Source organism: Rhizobium sp. BK181 (assembly GCF_014193305.1).
In the GTDB taxonomy this organism is placed as follows: Bacteria; Pseudomonadota; Alphaproteobacteria; order Rhizobiales; family Rhizobiaceae; genus Rhizobium.
Genome location: NZ_JACHZA010000006.1, coordinates 147412 through 166406, shown reverse-complemented (window position 1 = coordinate 166406; position 18995 = coordinate 147412). Strand labels below are relative to the sequence as shown.

The 18995-nt window shown below is 58.0% G+C and carries 17 protein-coding genes and 1 pseudogene; 11 read left to right on the top strand and 7 right to left on the bottom strand.

The window, feature by feature from the left end; genetic code table 11:
- Positions 1-202 precede the first annotated feature (202 nt).
- The 3 genes from FHT77_RS16910 to FHT77_RS16900 form a co-directional block, all read right to left on the bottom strand.
- Complete coding sequence (locus FHT77_RS16910) at positions 203-499, bottom strand: hypothetical protein (protein ID WP_183756097.1); 297 nt, start codon at positions 497-499, stop codon at positions 203-205.
- A 318-nt stretch (positions 500-817) separates the two neighbouring features.
- On the bottom strand, positions 818-1093 hold the full coding sequence (locus tag FHT77_RS31350; protein WP_246719884.1) for a hypothetical protein: 276 nt from the start codon (positions 1091-1093) through the stop codon (positions 818-820).
- A 3-nt stretch (positions 1094-1096) separates the two neighbouring features.
- Entirely contained in the window at positions 1097-1318 is a 222-nt protein-coding gene (locus tag FHT77_RS16900) for a hypothetical protein (RefSeq protein ID WP_183756096.1), read from the bottom strand.
- Between the two features lie 857 nt (positions 1319-2175).
- Here FHT77_RS16900 and FHT77_RS31345 point away from each other — a divergent pair.
- Positions 2176-2361: a hypothetical protein gene (locus tag FHT77_RS31345; RefSeq protein WP_246719882.1), complete on the top strand. Its 186-nt coding sequence runs from the start codon at positions 2176-2178 to the stop codon at positions 2359-2361.
- A complete protein-coding gene (locus tag FHT77_RS31340) occupies positions 2358-2567 on the top strand; it encodes a hypothetical protein (RefSeq protein WP_246719880.1) in 210 nt (69 codons plus the stop codon). Before FHT77_RS31345 ends, FHT77_RS31340 begins: the two co-directional genes overlap by 4 nt.
- Positions 2568-3111: 544 nt before the next feature.
- On the opposite strand, the gene FHT77_RS16890 is transcribed toward FHT77_RS31340, so the two are convergent.
- Entirely contained in the window at positions 3112-4125 is a 1014-nt protein-coding gene (locus FHT77_RS16890) for a methyltransferase (RefSeq protein ID WP_183756095.1), read from the bottom strand.
- 1008 nt (positions 4126-5133) lie between these two features.
- Here FHT77_RS16890 and FHT77_RS16885 point away from each other — a divergent pair.
- Complete coding sequence (locus FHT77_RS16885; RefSeq protein ID WP_183756094.1) at positions 5134-6114, top strand: L,D-transpeptidase; 981 nt, start codon at positions 5134-5136, stop codon at positions 6112-6114.
- Positions 6115-6589: 475 nt separating this feature from the next.
- Entirely contained in the window at positions 6590-7003 is a 414-nt protein-coding gene (locus FHT77_RS16880) for a response regulator (RefSeq protein ID WP_183756093.1), read from the top strand.
- Between the two features lie 499 nt (positions 7004-7502).
- On the opposite strand, the gene FHT77_RS16875 is transcribed toward FHT77_RS16880, so the two are convergent.
- Positions 7503-7832 carry a helix-turn-helix domain-containing protein gene (locus FHT77_RS16875; RefSeq protein ID WP_183756092.1) on the bottom strand — a complete coding sequence of 110 codons (330 nt, stop codon included), beginning with the start codon at positions 7830-7832 and terminating at the stop codon, positions 7503-7505.
- A 511-nt stretch (positions 7833-8343) separates the two neighbouring features.
- Between FHT77_RS16875 and FHT77_RS16870 the strand changes: the two are divergent.
- The 3 genes and pseudogenes from FHT77_RS16870 to FHT77_RS16860 all read left to right on the top strand — a co-directional run.
- Positions 8344-8589: pseudogene (locus tag FHT77_RS16870) on the top strand (amidohydrolase); the annotation flags it as partial.
- A gap of 365 nt (positions 8590-8954) precedes the next feature.
- A complete protein-coding gene (locus tag FHT77_RS16865; protein WP_183756091.1) occupies positions 8955-9791 on the top strand; it encodes an alpha/beta fold hydrolase in 837 nt (278 codons plus the stop codon).
- 76 nt (positions 9792-9867) lie between these two features.
- Positions 9868-10545 (top strand): YoaK family protein, encoded by a 678-nt coding sequence (locus FHT77_RS16860; RefSeq protein ID WP_183756090.1) that lies wholly within the window; start codon positions 9868-9870, stop codon positions 10543-10545.
- A gap of 87 nt (positions 10546-10632) precedes the next feature.
- Here FHT77_RS16860 and FHT77_RS16855 read toward each other — a convergent pair whose 3' ends face one another.
- Together FHT77_RS16855 and FHT77_RS16850 are read right to left on the bottom strand one after the other, a co-directional pair.
- On the bottom strand, positions 10633-10938 hold the full coding sequence (locus tag FHT77_RS16855) for a BA14K family protein (RefSeq protein ID WP_183756089.1): 306 nt from the start codon (positions 10936-10938) through the stop codon (positions 10633-10635).
- A 1359-nt stretch (positions 10939-12297) separates the two neighbouring features.
- Positions 12298-12834 (bottom strand): response regulator, encoded by a 537-nt coding sequence (locus FHT77_RS16850; RefSeq protein WP_183756088.1) that lies wholly within the window; start codon positions 12832-12834, stop codon positions 12298-12300.
- Between the two features lie 281 nt (positions 12835-13115).
- Between FHT77_RS16850 and treZ the strand changes: the two genes are divergently transcribed.
- The 4 genes from treZ to FHT77_RS16830 all read left to right on the top strand — a co-directional run bounded on the left by treZ (position 13116) and on the right by FHT77_RS16830 (position 18968).
- The gene (gene treZ / locus FHT77_RS16845) at positions 13116-14891 is read left to right on the top strand and encodes a malto-oligosyltrehalose trehalohydrolase (protein WP_183756087.1); all 1776 of its coding nucleotides are present in this window, start codon (positions 13116-13118) and stop codon (positions 14889-14891) included.
- Entirely contained in the window at positions 14888-17338 is a 2451-nt protein-coding gene (gene treY / locus FHT77_RS16840) for a malto-oligosyltrehalose synthase (protein ID WP_183756086.1), read from the top strand. Before treZ ends, treY begins: the two co-directional genes overlap by 4 nt.
- Positions 17339-17551: 213 nt before the next feature.
- Positions 17552-17698, top strand: coding sequence for a DUF1127 domain-containing protein (locus tag FHT77_RS16835; RefSeq protein ID WP_183756085.1), 147 nt, complete (start codon positions 17552-17554; stop codon positions 17696-17698).
- 271 nt (positions 17699-17969) lie between these two features.
- Positions 17970-18968 carry an alpha/beta hydrolase family esterase gene (locus FHT77_RS16830; RefSeq protein ID WP_183756084.1) on the top strand — a complete coding sequence of 333 codons (999 nt, stop codon included), beginning with the start codon at positions 17970-17972 and terminating at the stop codon, positions 18966-18968.
- Positions 18969-18995 lie beyond the last annotated feature (27 nt).

Below are 18995 nucleotides of genomic sequence, written 5' to 3'. Positions count from 1 at the left end.
TTGCGTCGCCTGGAGCGAAAAAGGCTTCGAAGAGCTTTGCAAAGCGAACCGCAGGTGCGGTGAAGTTGTTGGAAGAACTCCTGAGACATTCAGCATCTCAGTCGCCGGGACGCATAGGTTGTCGCTTGCCCCTGTGAATGAAGAGGAGTGGCAGATGACGGCCCATGGTTCGAGCCGTCACCCGGCGCGAAACAACGAGCTGTCAGTTGTTGTTATCGGCGCACGTATTCTCAACATTCTCGGTGTTGCTGTTGCCGCCCTGCGTCTGCAGCGAGTTCTTGCCCTTCAGCGACTTGCAGTTCTCCTTGTTGACATTCTGAGTCGTGCTGTGGGTCTTCATCGGGTCGACCTTTTTCATCTTCATGGGTTTGGTCGTTTGAGTGGCGGCCCCATGATTCTTGTCCATGGTGGATCCAGCAGGAGCGGGGTTCGACTGCCCGAATGCTGAGCCTGAAAGGCCGATGATCAGAAGTGACGTCGTAACAAGCTTGATGGACATTTCGTCCTCCTTGGTAGCGTTGCGTGATTGCAACCAAATTGGAAACGATGCCGTGGTGCTCTTGTTCCCGGAGCGGTCTGGGGCGGGTCACTGTGTTTGCGCGGCAGGAGGCGGCCGTTGCCTTCTTCGGGCGGGGAGGGCTCCTCGGCCACCAGACCGTTGGGTAGCCGGGGTTCGGACCGCCGAACCTTGGCGGGGTGGCAAACCGCCCGCGCGATTGCATCCGGCATTGGTCTCGTGTGGGCGGACCCGAGTGTGTGCTTCTGCCGGAACTAGGACTTTATATCCCGGAGAACCGAAGAACCGGCGCAGCTTCCCTCAACATTGCCTATGCGGGTCATATGCTGCGACCTGGTAGTGAATGACCGGACGAACATGTTTGGCAATTCTTGCATTCTCCAAAAGAATCTGGGGAGCAAAAAGCAGACCTGAACGGTTCGGCAGCTGAAAGGCGATGTGCTCGATCTCGCCGCTTACTCCCATAATCAGCGAAGCCAGATTGCTTAGCGTGATGAAAGGAAGACTTCCTAGCCGGCCGTCCGGTTCTTCCCAGCCAAGTTTGGGCCAACCCGTCAGGGCAGGCGGCATTTGCATTGGCTAGTCTTCGTCCGCAGGAGTCAATCCGTCATAGACCTCCAGCAAGGCTTGCGTGATCGCGGCACCGAGTGCATTGCCAGTTTCCGCAATTGCCTTTTCGTCCATGTCACGCGCCGCTATCGCCAGATCGCCGCCTTGTTCAGCGACGATTGCCCGAGCCTTTTCGATCGCCCAGAGGGCAAAGTCATTGCGGCTTTCAATTGTTACGGTGTCCGGTTCCATTCGCAGGTCCTTTGAAGAGCGGCTAGTGCGGGGGGTATATGGGGGCTTACGCGCTAGCTCATTCCAGACTCCCGATCAACTCCAATGCCAAAAAGTACCGCCATATATCTGCCTCCAGGTGGCTTGGGTCGACTGAGCAACGTGGAAGCGCAGCGCCGCTTGCACAGTCCGTCACCTGTCTGTCCTCCATCTTTCGTGATGATGTGGAACGCGGTTTGTGGCGACCTTCATCATCAATCTGATGGCGAAGTTCGAGCAATGGCGTATTGATCGGGCTGCTCTATGGGCGCTGCCAGCCTTCAAGGCGCGGGTCTGCGCCGCGCGAAAGACCCCAGGCACAAGATGACGACTGACGTCGTCAGACGCTGCGACGTGACGTATCTCGAAAACCTCAAGATCGGGAGCATGACCGTGTCGGCACGGGGAACCGTGGAGGGGCCAGTTCCGGCGTCGCGACGAAGGCGGGACTGAACCGATCCTCGACGTCTCGCCAGGCAAGGCCCGCATCTAGATCGATACAAGACGCGCCGCTCCGGCGGTAGCCGCACGAATGCCGTGTGGTCAAGAACAGAAGCCGGTTCGTCAGGGCCCGACGAGGTGATATGCTGGCGCGTAGTAACTTGATCTTGCAAAGGGCTTCATTTCTCTCCGCGGCATTCATCCAGACCCATAAAGGGCGAGATTTGGCGGTTATCCACTAACGGAAGAAAATGCTCTAGTGGCTTCCGTTGAGCAGTTTGAGTTCGTTCTTTCAGTAGGTTACAGATTGATGCCCTGCCGGGTTTGTTGAGCACTTCGGGGCAAGCGGGGTAAATTCGGAGGCACCGCCGTACGACAGGGCAAATCGGAGACTGGGGTTGCGTCCTGTCACCGCTCCCTGGCAGGATAGCCTCGTCGACAAAAGCGAGGGGCTGACAATGCGGCGTATCGAAATTGATAGCCTGGACGAGGCGGCGCTCGTCGAACTCAACGCCCGTATCGTCGAGAGGCTGCAGGACATCCGTGTTGGAAGCGGCGTGACCTTCAAGGGCCGGGCGGGGTGACGATCCGGGGCGTTGTCATTCGCCGCAACAAGAAGACAGTGACGGTGCATGCCGATGATGAGCGGCAATGGAATGTGTCGCCGACTTTGCTGACGCTCACCGGCTCCCATGTGCTCGATACGCTGGATGATGTCGTGACGGGCAAGCCAGACAGGACTGGTGCGTCGGACAGGATCGTTGCGTTCCCCAATCCTGATCGCCGTTGATGTGCCGAGGTTCTGGCAGCGACTATCGTGGCCAGCAGAGGAGCGGCCCGCCCGGGTGTGCCTGTGCCTAGCCGACCGCCAAGATAGTGCCAGAACGACAGGCCCAACTTCTGGCAGGTATCGTCTTGAAGCTTTTGGTTTTCGGTCTCGAGTTTTTCGATCCGGATGTCTGCCCGGTCGGCCCGTTCTACCAGACCAGTCACAAGCTCCCGCAGCGCCTTCAGCGGCAGCGTATCGCCATGCTCGGTCATGGGCAGGCGGCGCTTCGTCATGAAAGGAGTGAATGGTGGCTTCCAGAAAACAGGAATGCCCGCTGCCACCGGATTTGCTCCAGTTACACTTCGGGGCAACTTCGCCGAGTGCGGCCGAGCCAAGCGGCTGCGGGGTTCATTGCTGCGCGCTGGCAGCCTGCTTGGTATCTCATCGTCGAGAAGCTTGTTCAGTTCAAGAGCGACGCGAGGCCATCGACCACGTCAGCGCCAGGCGATCGACATCGCATCCTTGGTCGAGATTGCGGAACACCGGCCGCGGTCGCGGTTTCCGCTCAGTCGGGCTTGAAGCCTATCACCATCGAGTCAGGCCCCAGCAACGGCTCGACGTGCGTGGCCACGAAACCGGCGTCGCGCATCCAGGCCTGGCAGTCGCAGCCGGTGTAGTCGAACCCGCCACGGGTCTCGATCAGCATGTTGAGGCTCATCAGCAGGCCGAAAGCGTTCAAGCGGCGCTCGTCATCGATGACGGCATCGTAGACGATCACGGCCCCGCCGTTCGGCAGTGCGGCAAAGGCCTTTTCCAAGAGCATCCTCTTCTCGGCAAGATCCCAGTCGTGCAGGATGTGCCCCATCAAGATCACATCCGCATTCGGCATCGGGCCGTCAAAGAAGTTTCCGCTTTGGAAGCGGATACGGTCAGCGAGACCATGCCGGGCGACGAACTCGTCGAATATAGGCTGCACGGCGGGCAGGTCGAAGCCGATGGCCTGAAGATGCGGATGCGCTTGCGCGATCACCACCGGCACCATGCCCTGCGCCGCGCCCACATCGACGAAGGTCTTGTATTTCGACCAGTCGAACCGGGCGGCGATCGCCTGGGCCGCACCGGCGCTGATTCCACTCATCGCCTCCAGGAACCCGCGCAGCCGCGACGGCTCGGCATAGATCGCGGCGAAGAAGTCTTCGCTTTGCTTGGCTTCATTCTGCGGCTCGCCGGTGCGCAGGGCTTCGGTCAACGAGCCCCAGAAACCGTAGAGCCGGGCATTGGCCATTTCGAGGATGCCGCCGATATAGGAGGACTTGCCCTTGTCGAGGAAGAGGTCTGTATCAGGGGCATTGCGATAGCGGCCATCCTCGCGTTCGAGCAGCTTCAGGGCCACTAGGGTGTCGAAGAAGTCGCGGGCCGAGCGGGGATGCAGTTGCAGCCTGGCCTGCAGGTCGGGCAGGTTGGCCGGGCCGGCTGCGAGCGCGGTGAAGACGCCAAGCTCGACCGCGGTGAGCATGGCTTTGGAGGCCCAGAACCCCATCCCGAGCTGCATGATGTTGTCCGGCGTCATTTCGCCCATCGTACGTCTCCTCCTGGATCGTATCGTCGAGCGGCATCTGGGATTGGTGCGGAAACCGAGGCGGTCCGGCCTGGCAAGCCCGCTCCCGTCTCGTCGAGGCGCCCTGCAAGGGAAAATAGAGCGTTTTGCCATGTCCTGCAATTAATCAAGAAGCACTATGTGAGCAGACGAATGCTCGTGCATCCGACGAGCCAAGCCTCGACCACTTGCCGCCGTGTCTGTCACGTAGCCGCGGTTGCTAACATGTTTTTCTCCGCCGGTACGATTAGTTCGGATGTAGTGCATCCCAACAATCACACCGTCTTCAACGACAAACGTGCTGCCACCGATTTTGCCCCGCTTACACGGCGGTGGGTAAACGGGGCAGTTCTTGTGCCTTTGACCTGTCGATTTCAATTTAAGCTGTCAGCTGAAACCCCGACGCGAAGTTTTCACCTTACGAGGGGTGTAGCGGCAGGCGAGGGCCTTCAAAGGGGACCGACACAGATACTTGCCGGTCGAGCTGCTTCGGTACATAGCGCTCGTCGATCTAGGGCCGACGAGGCGATCTCGGCGCGGAACGAATGGCGGGTGCTGGCCACGCTCGACGCTCCGACATAGCCGCGCCGGATTGCAGTTGCTGGAGATGCGTCGCCGACATGAACGATCCCGTCTGCGTATTAGAGCAGCGGGCGCGACGCTGGCAGGATTGGCATTGATCGCCCCGGCGTCGGCAGGCGAAAAATTGGGCTCTGCATTTCCGACCCTTTCGCAGAATGGCTCATGCCGGCATGTCCCGCGGACCAGCGCCTAGCGCTGACCCCAGAGCGTTGCTCTAGTTGGAAGGTAGTACACGTAAAACTGTCTTGCATGTTTCGCTTGGCTCCAAGCACTAGCTTGTGCGCGACACGCTCTGAGAGCGTTCCCTCGCCAGGCCGTCCGACGGGCATCGTCGACGCGCGCTATCAGGTTGAAAGCGAAATCGCGCGAAGGCTTGGAACAAGTTGGTGCGATGTCAATTTTACTTCTATGATGAAGACTATCGCTCTCGCAACATCCATTGTTCTCATACTGTTTGGGACTGCGGCTGCGGATGAGCTTACGGCGGAGGCGATCAACTCCGCCTCGCTGCAGGCAATACCGCCTGAGCGCCCCGCGCAGAATGCTCCCTCTCAGCCGGACCCCGCCATTGTCCGCCTTCAGGTTCTCCTTGACCGCGCGGGATCGTCGCCCGGGGTCATTGACGGCCATTACGGTGAAAACGTTACAAAGGCGGTCGCCGGGTTCGAAACCTTGCAGAATCTTTCATCGGACGGAAAGCTCGATCCGGACGTCGTTCAACGGCTTTCAGACAAGGCGGCTGTCATCCAACCCTATCGGATTACCGAGGACGATGCCGCTGACTTGCTAGACAAAATTCCCAAGGACTACGCCAAGCAGGCAAAGATGAAACATCTTGGCTACACAAGCATCGCGGAAAAACTGTCCGAACGTTTCCATATGGACATAGACCTGCTGAAGGCACTGAATTCCGGTGTGGACTTTAAAGTCGGAGCGACGGTGCTCGTTGCGATGCCAGGTGGTCCCAAGGCTGGCTCCGTCAAAAAAATAGAAGTTCACAGAAAATCCGGACGGGTACTAGCCTTTGCGGCAGACGGTGCACTAATTGCTGCCTATCCGGCGACCATCGGAAGCGAAGAGACGCCATCACCTACCGGGACGCACAAGGTCAAGGGCGTCGCGCGGATGCCGCCGTATATCTACAATCCGAAAATCAACTTCCAGCAGGGCAAGAACAAGAAGATCCTGAAACTACCCGGCGGTCCCAATGGTCCCGTGGGATCAGTCTGGATTGATTTGACAGAGCCGACCTACGGAATTCACGGAACCCCCGAACCGTCACTCATCGACAAGGTCGGCTCACACGGTTGCGTGCGGCTTACCAACTGGGATGCGCAGGAACTGGCCGGCATGGTCAAGCCCGGCATTGTGGTCGAATTCACCGACTGAACGTGCGCCATTGGATTCTGTCTCGTAAATCGGCCAGGCATTGCCGAGCCACGTCACATCGCGGTTTGATTAGTTGACCTCGGTCTTCTCGTCACCGATAGACCTCGCCACATGATCGGCGACGTCTGAATCCTATATCACACCGAAAATCCCGATCCGACAACAATGACGCTATAGGATGCCTGGCTTCTGGTCGGAGGTCACTGTCTTGTCCTACATGCAAGGGCGGCTGCGGTGTCGTCCTTGTCTTCCGGCGACGGTCGTGGGGATTCCGCCGGTCGGACACCCATTGCAAATTTTCCATGCCATTGTTCACAATTAAACTGATCGCAAGAAGCGGAAAGCCAAAGACATGCCGATTGCTCACTCCGTCATTCGTTTTTTGTTAAGCATGAATCAAAATACTGATGGGGCTACGTGTACCAATTTGATCCACCTTGCGTTTAGCCATCGTCTGACAATGGAGACACCGAGAATGGCAAGAATCCTGATTGTGGAAGACGAACCCTTGATCCGCTTCGCACTCGCCGACGAACTGGCCGATGACGGCCATGTCGTCATCGAATGCCGTAATGTGCTCGAAGCGGTTGCAGCCCTGGGAACGAACGGATGCATCGAGGCTGTGGTCACTGATGTTGACATGCCCGGTGGGTTAAGCGGTCTGGACCTTGCCCGGATGCTGACCGTCACCCGACCGTCCCTTCCGGTCTGGATAACCTCCGGACGCGATGTGGACATTTCAGAATTCGGTGAAAGCGTTGTCTACCTGCCAAAGCCTTACGACCTTGCCGCACTTCGGGACAGGATCTCTGCGCGGTTCAAAGCGAACGAGAAACAGAAAAGCCAAACGCTTGCTCTCGTCCGTTCCCGCTCCACTTCGTTCTCATGAACGCAATATATTGACAAGGCTCGCTGGTTTTGGGGGCCATCTGCAGCAAGGGGCCAATGGAGAATCCTTTTAATCACCACACGAGAGACTGGGAGATGGACATTCCCAAGGGATGGCTCATCCCGGGCCTGAAATCGCACAAGGTGGCCGAACAGGAGGGTTGGGAAGAAGCGGGCGTCAAGGGAGGGCGCGAAAGCGAGTCTTCGGCAAATTCACATACCTGAAAACCCTTGCCGCGGGAGTGAAGTACGCGCGACGGTCGACGTCCATCTTGTGGATGTGCGGCAGACCAGGTCACTCTTTCCAGAGCGCGGCCAGCGAAAGCTTGAATGGTTCCGTCCGCTGGACGCAGCATCGATTGTCAAGGAGACTGAACTCAAGAGCCTCCTGTCGAAGGTCTCAAAGCTTTTTCGTGATACCATTCCAGGGCATGCGACGAACCTCGACGGCACCGACGCGCTGTTCGACGGGCAGGCTTGTATCTGGTGGTTTGTGTGGCTCAGGTGACGATCGACTTGATCTGCCCCAGCCTATCCTCGGCATCCTTCAAGCGCCTCATGAGCAGATCCATCGTGGCGAGACCGTCAACGCCATCGAAATAACCGCCGACGAATTCGAGCGGATGGATGTCCAGTGTCCTGCAGATGATGATCAGGGCCGAAACCGACAACCTGCTTATGCCGCGTTCATACTTCTGTATTTGCTGGAAAGTGACGCCTACTGCGGAGCCAAGCTCTGTCTGGCTGAGTGCCTTCATTTCCCTTAGGAACCTGAGGCGTTCGCCAATCTCCCTATCGATCTGCCCTGCGCGCCTTGCTGCGTGATTCATCAGCCACCCCCGTGGTCCTGACTCCGAGACTGAGCCAAAGCCCGACAGGAAGGCAAGGCCACCATTCGGCGTAGCAATGTCTGTCCTTTGGTACAGTCTATTACCCTCGCAGCAGCCAAATCCCGCCATCAACCTGGCCAAGCGGAAGCATAGGTGCCAAAGGCTCTCAGCCGTCCGGCATGATCGCTACCTGTTTATGGCGGAGCATGGAGAATTTCAAAAAGATGTCGGATCCGTGCCGTCAACGTTGACTGTGTGTCGACTCCGGGGACATGCCTTCGTTGAAAAGATGCTTATCGGTTTCGATCCTCCGCGACAGCAGGAGGCCAAGTTCATCGGCCAGGGGACGCGCTCCTGCATCACGCTCGCAAGCTGGCGCGACCCGAAGAGGATTACCAGTTATAAACTTGCCAGGACCGGCAAATGTCAGGCGCGAATGGTCGAGTTCTCGTGTGCCCCGTCGCGCCCGCATCCCTTGCGAACGCTGCGTCGGGCGTCGAATGACTTCCTTGACGAGATCCCGCCAGCCATGCCTGATTTGTTGCCCGTTCGCGGGTTCGGAGGCTACGCGGCCTGGGGAGAGCCAGATGGTGCAGGGAGGAAATCACTCAGAGAGACTACAATTGCTTCCTGTGGCTGCGCCCGCAATTGCGGCGTCCATGGCCATGACCATGCCGGCGCATGGACCGCAAAACTTCCGATAGCTGATCTGAAGGGTTTCTTTGGCGCCCTCGGCTGCTCTTGCTGGGCTGTCTAGCTCGAGGCGATACGCGGATAAAGGGCTGCTTGCGGTCTTTGTTCGGGACACGGCGCCGGCCGGGCGCCTTGCCGCCTTGCTGTTGCACATTCGGAACCTCACGCGGCAGGGACCGGGGTCATTGCAGAAATGGCAATGAAATGTGAATTATTCTTGCAATTGTATGATCAACCTTTTCCGGCCATTCTTCCTCCACCAAACCGACGAGAGCCGCCTGTCATGCCGCTCGGGAAAGCATAGTAGGAGAAGCGACCGCAGCAATTTCGATACCGGCCCTCTCGCAACGGGGGGCCGACCATTTCCAGCCCCTCCAGATTTCAACCTCTACTTCACCGAATTCCACTTTAAACGAAGGAAACAAGACAATGGGCTTTATCACCACGAAAGACGGTACCGAGATTTTCTACAAGGACTGGGGCGCAAAGGATGCGCAGCCAATCATGTTCCATCACGGCTGGCCGTTGTCATCAGACGACTGGGACGCGCAGATGCTGTTCTTCCTGTCAAATGGCTACCGTGTCATCGCTCACGACCGTCGCGGTCACGGCCGGTCTGGCCAGGTCGCCGATGGCCATGACATGGATCATTACGCCTCGGACGCATTCGCAGTGGTTGAAGCGCTCGATCTTAAAAATGTCGTTCACATCGGCCATTCGACAGGCGGCGGCGAGGTCGCTCGCTACGTGGCCAAATACGGAGAACCCGCTGGCCGCGTTGCCAAGGCGGTCCTGGTTTCGGCGGTACCGCCGTTGATGCTGAAGACTGAAGCCAATCCGGAGGGATTGCCGATCGAGGTCTTCGACGGCTTCCGTGCCGCTCTTGCCTCAAACCGCGCCCAGTTCTTCCGTGATGTACCGGCCGGACCGTTTTATGGTTTCAATCGCGACGGTGCCAAGGTGCAGGAAGGCATCATCCAGAACTGGTGGCGTCAGGGAATGATGGGTGGCGCCAAGGCGCACTATGACGGGATCAAGGCCTTCTCGGAAACCGACCAGACCGCTGACCTCACGGCAATTTCGGTCCCAACCCTTGTCCTGCATGGCGAGGACGATCAGATCGTTCCGATTGCAGACTCCGCTTTGAAAGCCGCGAAGCTTTTGAAAAATGCCACGCTCAAGACCTATCCTGGCCTTTCTCACGGCATGCTGACTGTCAACGCCGATGTGCTGAACGCCGACCTTCTTGCCTTCGTAAAGGCCTGACCAAGGCTCCCTGATCTGCCGACGACGCGTTGGCAGACCAGTCTCCCGAAAAGACTTAAACGGATTGGATAGACAGATGAAGTTCCCGGCTCTTCCGCTGCTCCTGAGTTTCAATGGCGGTTACGTCGACACACTCGGCTTTCTCGCGCTTTCGGGCCTGTTCACCGCACATGTTACCGGCAACTTCGTAACCTTTGGCGCGACCCTTGCCCTCGGCACGGCTGGTGCACTTCCAAAGCTGCTGGCATTGCCGGTCTTTTGTGTCGTGGTATTCTTGACGCGCTGGGCAGGCCTTTGCCTCGAACGTCGGAATTTGCCGGTGCTCAGACCGCTTCTGTTCATAAAGTTGCTCTTGCTGTCGGCGGTTGCTGCTTACGCACTTTGGCATGGTCCTTTCGCAGTAGCCGAGAGTGATGTGATGCTCGGGGTTGGCATGACGCTTGTTGCCGCAATGGCAATCCAGAACGCTGTCCACAGAGTTCATCTTCCCAAGGCACCGCCTTCGACGCTCATGACTGGAACGACGACGCAGATCATGCTCGATCTGGCCGATATCATGGCAGGAGAGAAAGGCGAGCAGAGCGCGGCAGCGTCCGCTCGAATCAAGCGCATGGTTGTCGCAGTGATTGCGTTTGCAGCCGGCTGTGGACTTGGCGCACTTGCTTTCGTTGTTGCACCAGCAGCCGCATTTGTCCTGCCCGCAATCATCGCCGCACTCGGACTGTTCTCGAACGCCGCCGCAACCGAGGCGTAGAAAAAAGGCGGGGAGGGGAGGGCATCATCTGCCGGATGCCGACCACGCGATCAGCAATTCGGTCAACGGCATGGATGGTTTAAGCCGTCAATACGGAGAGCGACATTCGGCTCTGGCCCCCTCGGGCATTTCGTAGGTGTTATCGGTTGCATGGTAGGACGGATAACGTCTGGCGCACCACCTGACGTGGGCGATTTCCTTGCTTGAAAGCAGAAAGCTGTCGCGAGGTTCTCTCTGACCGCTGGAGGCAAAAGCCGACAAAGTGTCTTGGTCATCGGATTTGACCTGCGTTGCTGGAGCAATGACGCTAAGAGCCTGCGCCGGTAGCAGCGATGATACATAAAGCCCGCAAGTAACGCCGAGCACCAGTGCAAGTTTAATCGCCTTGAACATCGAGAAACCCCGTTTGATCGAGATCAGGGCAACGAGTTCTCGATCGGTTTTGTTCCAGACACTTGCTTGAACGCTATGAAATCACGTCCGTTGTGACGTGCGTGGGCCTGGATTTATCGAATTCATCTGGCCGGCAATGCCCGGCTAAAGACTCAACCTTCGCGCAAGTCGGCATTGCAAGTCGATGATACCAACACGGCAGGATAATTATCAAGGATTGCGCCCTTTGGGTGTCGTGCACGTTGAGATTTATTGCCAAGGCTTTTTGAAACGGGCGAACGTGCTCGCATCCGTCTCTGTCGACCGTAACCCCTCGACCTTTGTTGGCCAGGCTCGGGCCGACAAAAAGGGCCGTGTGGCTTTGAACTGGCACGGGCCGGCCCCGCTCATACTTCACTTTCACCTCGACCTTGCCTGGGAGGGAGAGGGCAACGACTTCTCGCCGTACCAGCTTGACCGACTGCGACTCACGCACTATTCCGCTCCCGCCGTGCTCTGACGTGTTGAGGCGGTGCGGGAGGGTCCGGTCACCTGTGAAGACCGGGCCCTTGCCTGTCAGCTTACAGACAAACACGCATCCTGGTTCGATCTCAATTGGCACGACGAGCGTCGTCAGGCCGGAGCCTGTCATTTTAATCAGCTGCCAGTAGGCGGTTATACGTCTATTGAGGTAAGTGCACGCGTCGGCTGGTTGTGCTTATATGAGCTCGGCCCAGAACTGGCCTCTTCTGTCAACAGTGCTAAGGGTCCGCTCTAACACCCCTTGCGGACCCGCACTTTCTCCCCGCCCAATCTAAGTGATAAGCCACTCATCCAAACGACTGGATAACGTTTCCGCCGCAAACGGTTATGCTGTGGTGCGTCCTGAAATCCTCTGCGAGCAGGGCCGCACCGGACCCGGCATGCCCCAGTCGGGGCCTTTGCAACTCTGTTTACAGCCAGGCCGCTGCACATGCCGCGGCCTCGGCTTTTTCAACCCCACGGCTTGGTTCGTCGGGGTATGGGGAAACGCCCGCGATCCGGAAAGTCACCGTCTGTTCGGGTCCGAGAGAAAGGGACGCGTGAGGTCCACGCCTTTCAGTGCCGCCGCTGAAGCCTGGTCCAGAAAACGGGTTGGTAGACGGGTGTTAAGCTTTTCCAGGGTCAGCCGCCCACGACGATCCACCACCCGTGGTGAGGCGCTGGCATTAAGTTTGCAAGCCTCCGCTGCCCCTCATTTTGTGGGACGCAGGATCACACGCAAGGCCGAGTTCAATGCAATCACTGAGTGTCGCCGCTCACGGCATCCTCTGTGCTATCGATAACGCTGTGACCAAGCAGACAGTCGCCAAGCCTCCTTGGGGTTCGCCCTTTCTGCGCTCATACGATCAGCTTCAGCAACTCCCGGCTCGGTGCAGGTTTGGCGATAAAGTGAACGCCGCTCTCCAGGTCCCGATGTGAGAGTTTTATGAGGCCTGACGTGACGATCAATTTCGTGGACGGCCATTTCGACTGGACGGTCTTGACAAGGCCGAGCCCATCCATCGTGCCAGGCATGTCGATATCGGTGAAGAGCGTGTTGACGCAGTTTGTCTTGAGAAGAACCAGGGCCTCGTCGGCGTTGGCGGCCTCCAGGACCCGGTATCCGGCCTGCTCGAGAACATCCACAGTCTCGAAGCGAAGAAAATGCTCGTCCTCGACCACAAGAATGCTCGAAGCGTCCGTGCCTCGCGAACGAGCTGACCGAACACGGCTCATCACCTCCTGTCCATCGGCTGACGCGCGCGTCTGCTCCAGGAGATCGCGCTCAAGAACCGCCTGCTGCCAGTGAGCCTGATCTTGCCACAAGGGTTTTTCTGCCTGCTCCCACAACGCGTAAGCCCGCGCCGCGATCCACTCTTCCCTGTTATCGTTCATGAGCGCGCCTCCAATCTTTACCGCGGATCCCGATCTAAAGCCGGGGCTGATCAACGCAGCTGTTTGACCGCGCTTCGAAACGACAAATCGGCGTCACAGTTCCTGGCCGAGGCAAATATTTTGTGCGTGCCGTCCCCGCAGAAATGGCCGGCGCTCGGAACCAATCCGCGGCAAGGACATTAGGTTGGCTCTGCCTGCGATGAGCTGAAGGGACATGTTGTCAATTGCGTGAATGATGGAGCGTTAAGAAGCTGTCATCGCGGGGTCTCCAGGAGGCGGGATTGAGGGATTTCGATTTTGGTCCGTCCGTCCGGGGCGTTGGTTTGGTTGCCTTTCGGCTGTGGGCGCCACTGCAGGATGTTGTCCGGTTGGATGTGAAAGGAATGGATCGCTTCGAGATGGCGCGACGGGCGGATGGTTGGCACGAATGCGAGGTTGCCAATGTTACGCCCGGATCGCTCTACTCGTTCATCCTGTCGGACGGACTTGCCGTCCCCGATCCGGCATCCCGGTTTCAGCCAGAAGACGTTCATGAGGCCAGTGAGGTGGTCGACCTCGCATCCTACGAGTGGATCACGAAGGGCTGGCATGGCCGACCTTGGGAAGAAATCGTACTTTATGAGCTTCACGTGGGAACGTTCACCGAAGAAGGAACTTTCCTTGCCGCGATCGATCGGCTCGACCATCTGAGAGAGCTCGGCGTCACCGCGATCCAGATCATGCCGGTTGGTGACTTCCCCGGCCGATGGGGATGGGGCTACGATGGGGTGCTGCCCTACGCTCCTGACAGCAACTATGGTCGGCCCGAGGAACTCCAGAAGCTCGTCGATGAAGCACATCGACGCGGGCTCGCAGTCTTTCTTGATGTCGTCTACAACCATTTTGGCCCCGACGGGAACTACCAGGGTGCCTATGCGCCGCTGTTCACGGACCATCACCAAACCCCTTGGGGCAATGGCATCAATTATGATGGAGAACAATCGCGGCTGATCAGGGAGTTCGTAATTCAGAATGCAATCTACTGGATCACCTACTTCAGGCTCGATGGTCTTCGCCTCGACGCCGTCCATGCGATTAAGGACCATTCCGAAGAACACATTCTTGCGGAGTTGGCGCGGCGGGTCCGATTGGCCGCCGGCGAGCGACATATCCACCTGATTGGGGAGAACGAGAGCAATGACAGCGATCTTCTGACACGCGATACTGACGGGCGGGCGTTAATCTTCACCGCGCAATGGAACGACGACATTCATCACGTTCTGCATTCTGCAGCGACCGGTGAAGTGTCCGGCTATTATGCGGATTTCGCCGACGATCTGGAAAAGCTCGGCAGGGCGATCGCAGAAGGCTTTGTCTATCAGGGCGAGTACATGTCCTATCACAGGGCAGCGAGAGGCAAATCCGCGTTGGGGTTACCCCCAACCGCCTTCGTCTCGTTCATTCAAAATCACGATCAGATTGGCAACCGGGCCTTGGGTGACAGACGGATCGCCTCGCTTCCTGCCGATGCGCTCAAGGCCATCGCCGCAATCTATCTCGTTGCTCCGCAAATACCGATGCTTTTCATGGGCGAGGAATGGCGCGCGGTGGAGCCATTCCCCTACTTTTGCGACTTCAATGAAGACTTGAATGAGAAAGTCAGGGTTGGGCGCAGACACGAGCTTTCCAGGCTTCCCGGATTTGATGTCGACGACCTTCCGGATCCGACAGCGGAAGCCTCCTTCAGGTCAGCAAAGCTCGATTGGTTGACGGCTTGCATGCCGGCATCCATCGGGTGGCTTGAGTTCTACAAGGGAGCACTCAAGGCAAGGCGCGAGCATGTCATCCCGCGTCTGACGATGATTTCGAAAAACGGGACCTTCCTGAGATTGCCTGGCGATGCACTGTGCGTCGAATGGCGCGTGTCGGACGGGGAAATATTAAAGCTCCTCTGCAATCTGACCGATGAAAGGGTGTCGCTGGGCGATGTCGGACGGGACCCACCCTTCTTTTCAACCGGATCGCTGACACGCGGCGCACTCGCGCCCTGGTCCGTACTCTGGAGCATCAGTCAATGATTGTTCCGACGTCGACCTACCGCATACAGTTTCGCAACGGGATGACGTTTGACCGGGTGGTCGAGGCGTTGCCTTATCTACGCGATCTTGGCGTAAGCCATCTCTACGCATCGCCGATCTTCACCGCGACGAAAGGATCGTCCCACGGCTACGACGTGACGAACTGCAACGAGCTCGATCCCGATCTTGGCGGGAGACAGGGCTTCGAACGGCTATCGGAGGCCCTGAAACACCATGGTATTGGTCTCATCCTTGATATCGTTCCCAACCATATGGCCGCGTCGGTGAAAAACCCATGGTGGGCGCATGTCCTCAAATTCGGAGAGAGTAGCCGTTTTAGCGATTATTTCGATATCGACTGGAGCGAGCCGCTCACCCTTCCAATTCTCGGCAAAACGTTCGACGACACACTCGCTGACGGAGAGCTTGAGCTGCAGCGGGATCAATCGACCGGCGACTGGAACCTCGCCTATTTTGATACTCGCCTGCCGCTCAATCCGGCAAGCGTCGTCTCCGTTTCCAACCCTGCTGACCCTGCCGAGATCGCAGCCGTTCACAACGCCCAGGCCTGGCGGTTGATCCATTGGAAGGAGGCAGCCTCGCACCTCAGCTACCGCCGGTTCTTCGAGGTGACAGGTCTCGTCGGGCTGCGCGTGGAGGCCGACCATGTGTTCGACGCCAGCCACGCCCTTATCCTCGACCTCGTCCGTTCTGGTAAGGTTCAGGGTCTGCGGCTTGATCATATCGACGGACTGACCGATCCGACCTCATACCTTCACCGGCTTCGAAAGAAGATAGGGGCCGATGTCTTCGTCGTGGTGGAAAAAATCCTCGAAAAGGGGGAGAGCCTGCCCCGGAACTGGCCAGTCCAGGGAACGACTGGCTACGAATTCATCGCGGCTCTTTCAAACCTCTTCATCGATCCGGAGGGGGTGCGTTCGATTGGTGAGACCTACGCCACCATTGCCTCCGCGCCTTCGAACTACCAGCAGGATCTGCGCGAGGCTAAACGCCTGATGGTCGAGCACAATTTCAAAGGCGAAATGCAGAGATTGATAGGGCTCGCAAGCGGCGCGCGCACCGACCTGTCGGAAGCGGCGATTGGGGAGGCCATCAAGGAAATCCTGGTGGCATTTCGGGTCTATCGCACATACGGGCAAGAGGGCGCTCTCGATGAAGAGGATGCGATCGTCCTCCGAAAAGTCCTTGTCGAAGCAGCGCCACATCAAGAACAAAGAGATGCCCTGGATTGGGTCGGATCCGTGCTCCGCGACGGAAGCCAACCGGAGTTCCGTGCCCGTTTGCAGCAGTTAAGCGGCCCGATCATGGCCAAGGCTGTCGAAGACACCCTCTTCTACAGGTTCACCCTGCTTCTCGCGGCCAACGAGGTCGGGGGTGATCCGAGTTCCGTTCCAGGGGGGATCGAGGCGTTCCACGACCTGATGATGGAGAGGCAAAAGAGGCAACCAAAAGGATTGTCGGCGACCTCCACCCACGACACCAAAAGAGGCGAGGATGCACGCGCTCTGTTGTATACGCTGAGCGAAGCGCCCGTTGACTGGACAATCGCCTTCGCGCGCTGGCGCAGCTTGAACGCCAGGTATCTGACCGATCTTTCCGGCAAGACCGTGCCAGAGCCTGATGTCGAATGGATGCTCTATCAGGCTCTGGCCGGAATCTGGCCAGACTCTGACCGTGCTGACGACATCACGCGGCGATTCACCGCGTACGCCGAGAAGGCCGTCCGGGAGGCAAAGCTCACCACAAGTTGGACCGATGTGGACGAAGCCTACGAAGATGCCGTCAAGACTTACGCCGAGGCCCTGACATCGGCCGAAAATTCGGCTTTCCGGCAGGATCTTGTGGCGACGATCGGTCCGTTCGTCGCGGCAGGCGCCGTGAATTCCTTGTCCCAGACCCTTATAAAGCTTACCGCGCCGGGTATTCCCGACATCTACCAGGGAAGCGAGGCGTCCGACTTCAGCCTTGTCGATCCTGATAACAGGCGCCCGGCCGACTTTAAACGGCTGGCCGGGGCGGTCTACCAGGACGGTCGCAAAGATTGCGGCAACGAATTTCAACGTCGAAAGCAGCACATGATCAGAACGGTCCTGCAGTTGCGACGAGCTCATCCGCGCCTTTTCGAACGAGGCAACTACCTGCCAATCAGCGCAAAAGGTTGTCGTGCCAGGAATATTGTCACCTATGCCCGGTCTCTTGGAAATCTTACGCTCATCGTCGTCGCACCCCGTCTTATGCTGGGGCATGTCACGCCGAGGGCCTTCAGCGCTGGTCCCGACTTCTGGGACGATACGGTTCTCGAGCTGTCATCGATCAACGGCAAACTGACCGAGCTCCTGACTGGACGAGATTTTTCTCGAGAATGCCTCTACCTCAGGGAATTGCTTGAAAGCGAGCCGGTAGCCCTTCTGATGACAGGGCATTGACCACGTTTGGCCAAAAGGTGGACACAACGTCATGTGCGGAAAGGGAGGCGCGTGCCGAACGAGTAGCCAGGCGCTATGCACCTAAGGCAGGGCTGGGATCACCCCTTAGCGCTGCACATTCAGATCCAAGATCACTACATAAATTTCAACAAAGCGAACGAAGCGCCACGGACTGGCAGCTGAGCTTTGAAAGCCCAGGAAAGGGGAGTGATTATGAACGTAGCACGCTCTTTCAACAATTGGCGCAAGTACCAGCAGACGGTCTCAGAGCTCGGCCGCATGAGCAATCGCGAACTGCACGATCTCGGTATCGATCGCGCCGAAATTCGTAGCGTTGCCAAGGCAGCCTCGGGCCGTTAATCGGCGCCATCCAGACTTGGAATTTGAAAGCGCTCGTCACATCGTGACGGGCGTTTTTTTCATCTTTGTCTCCCGGGAGAAGCCATCAGCCGTGCGCCTGGTCCCTCCCCATTCCCCCTGCCTCAGTGTTGAGCAGGTATCGGCAGCCTGCGAGGTTTTTTCTCCTGCCGCTTGGATAGCGGTCATCGTCGCCTAGTTAAACTGGCGCATTGTCTATCGATGGCGGCGTGCCGCGGGAGAAGCGTCGAGGACGTCAAAACGGGGCCCGCCAATGACGTTGAAACTCTCCAGGTCACTCTCACGACTCCTGAAAAATCAAAAGAAGGTCCGGCGCCTCTTCGAGACGTCGTTCTTTCGCATACCCAAACAGCCGACCACACGTCGGCGCCGACCGGCAAGTCCAAAGCCCGTGCTCACTGAAGTAACGGATTTCGGCTCAAACCCCGGCCGCCTGAAAATGAAGCTGTTCGTGCCCAGAAGGCATCCCCCAAAGCCGGCGCTCGTCTTGTTCCTTCACGGCTGCCGACAGACACCGGAGAGCCTCGACCTTGCGAGCGGCTTTTCAAAGCTTGCAGCCCAGCGCGGTTTTATCCTTCTCTATCCCGAGCAGAGAGAAGCGAACAACCCGCAGCGTTGCTTCAACTGGTTTCGGCCGAGCGCCATCGCCCGTGACCGGGGCGAACTGATGTCGATCAGGCAAATGATCAATCATGCTGTCAGGCAATACCAAGTCGATCGCGCCCGCGTTTATGTGGCGGGACTTTCGGCCGGTGGTGCGATGACATCGGCTCTCCTTGTCACCTACCCTGATCTGTTCGCTGGCGGGGCGATCTTTGCCGGCATGCCCTATGGGGCGGCACGCGATGCAATTTCGGCGCTTCGAACGATGAAATCCGGTCATTCGCGCTCGCCTCGCGAATGGGGCGATCTGGCACGCACGATCTCCCCGGAGCGGAAGACGTGGCCGCCCATATCGATCTGGCAGGGGAGCGGCGATCGTACGGTCCATCCGGACAACGCTGTCGCAGCCGCCTCACAGTGGCTGGATATCGTTGGCATCGATGTGGCAACGGCAAAGCAATTGCACAAGCCCTGGGGGCACGTGGTGCGATGGGATGGGTTCCACAAGGGGCAGGTGTCGTTCTATTCGCTCAGAGGCTTCGGACACGGGCTACCGGTCAAAAGCCCTCTGAAATCAGACCCGTTCGTCATCGAAGCTGGTATTTCGGGACCGCTCGAGCTTTTGAAACTTTGGAATCTGCGAAGATAGGCCTGTTGTCGTGGATGCCGGTGTTGT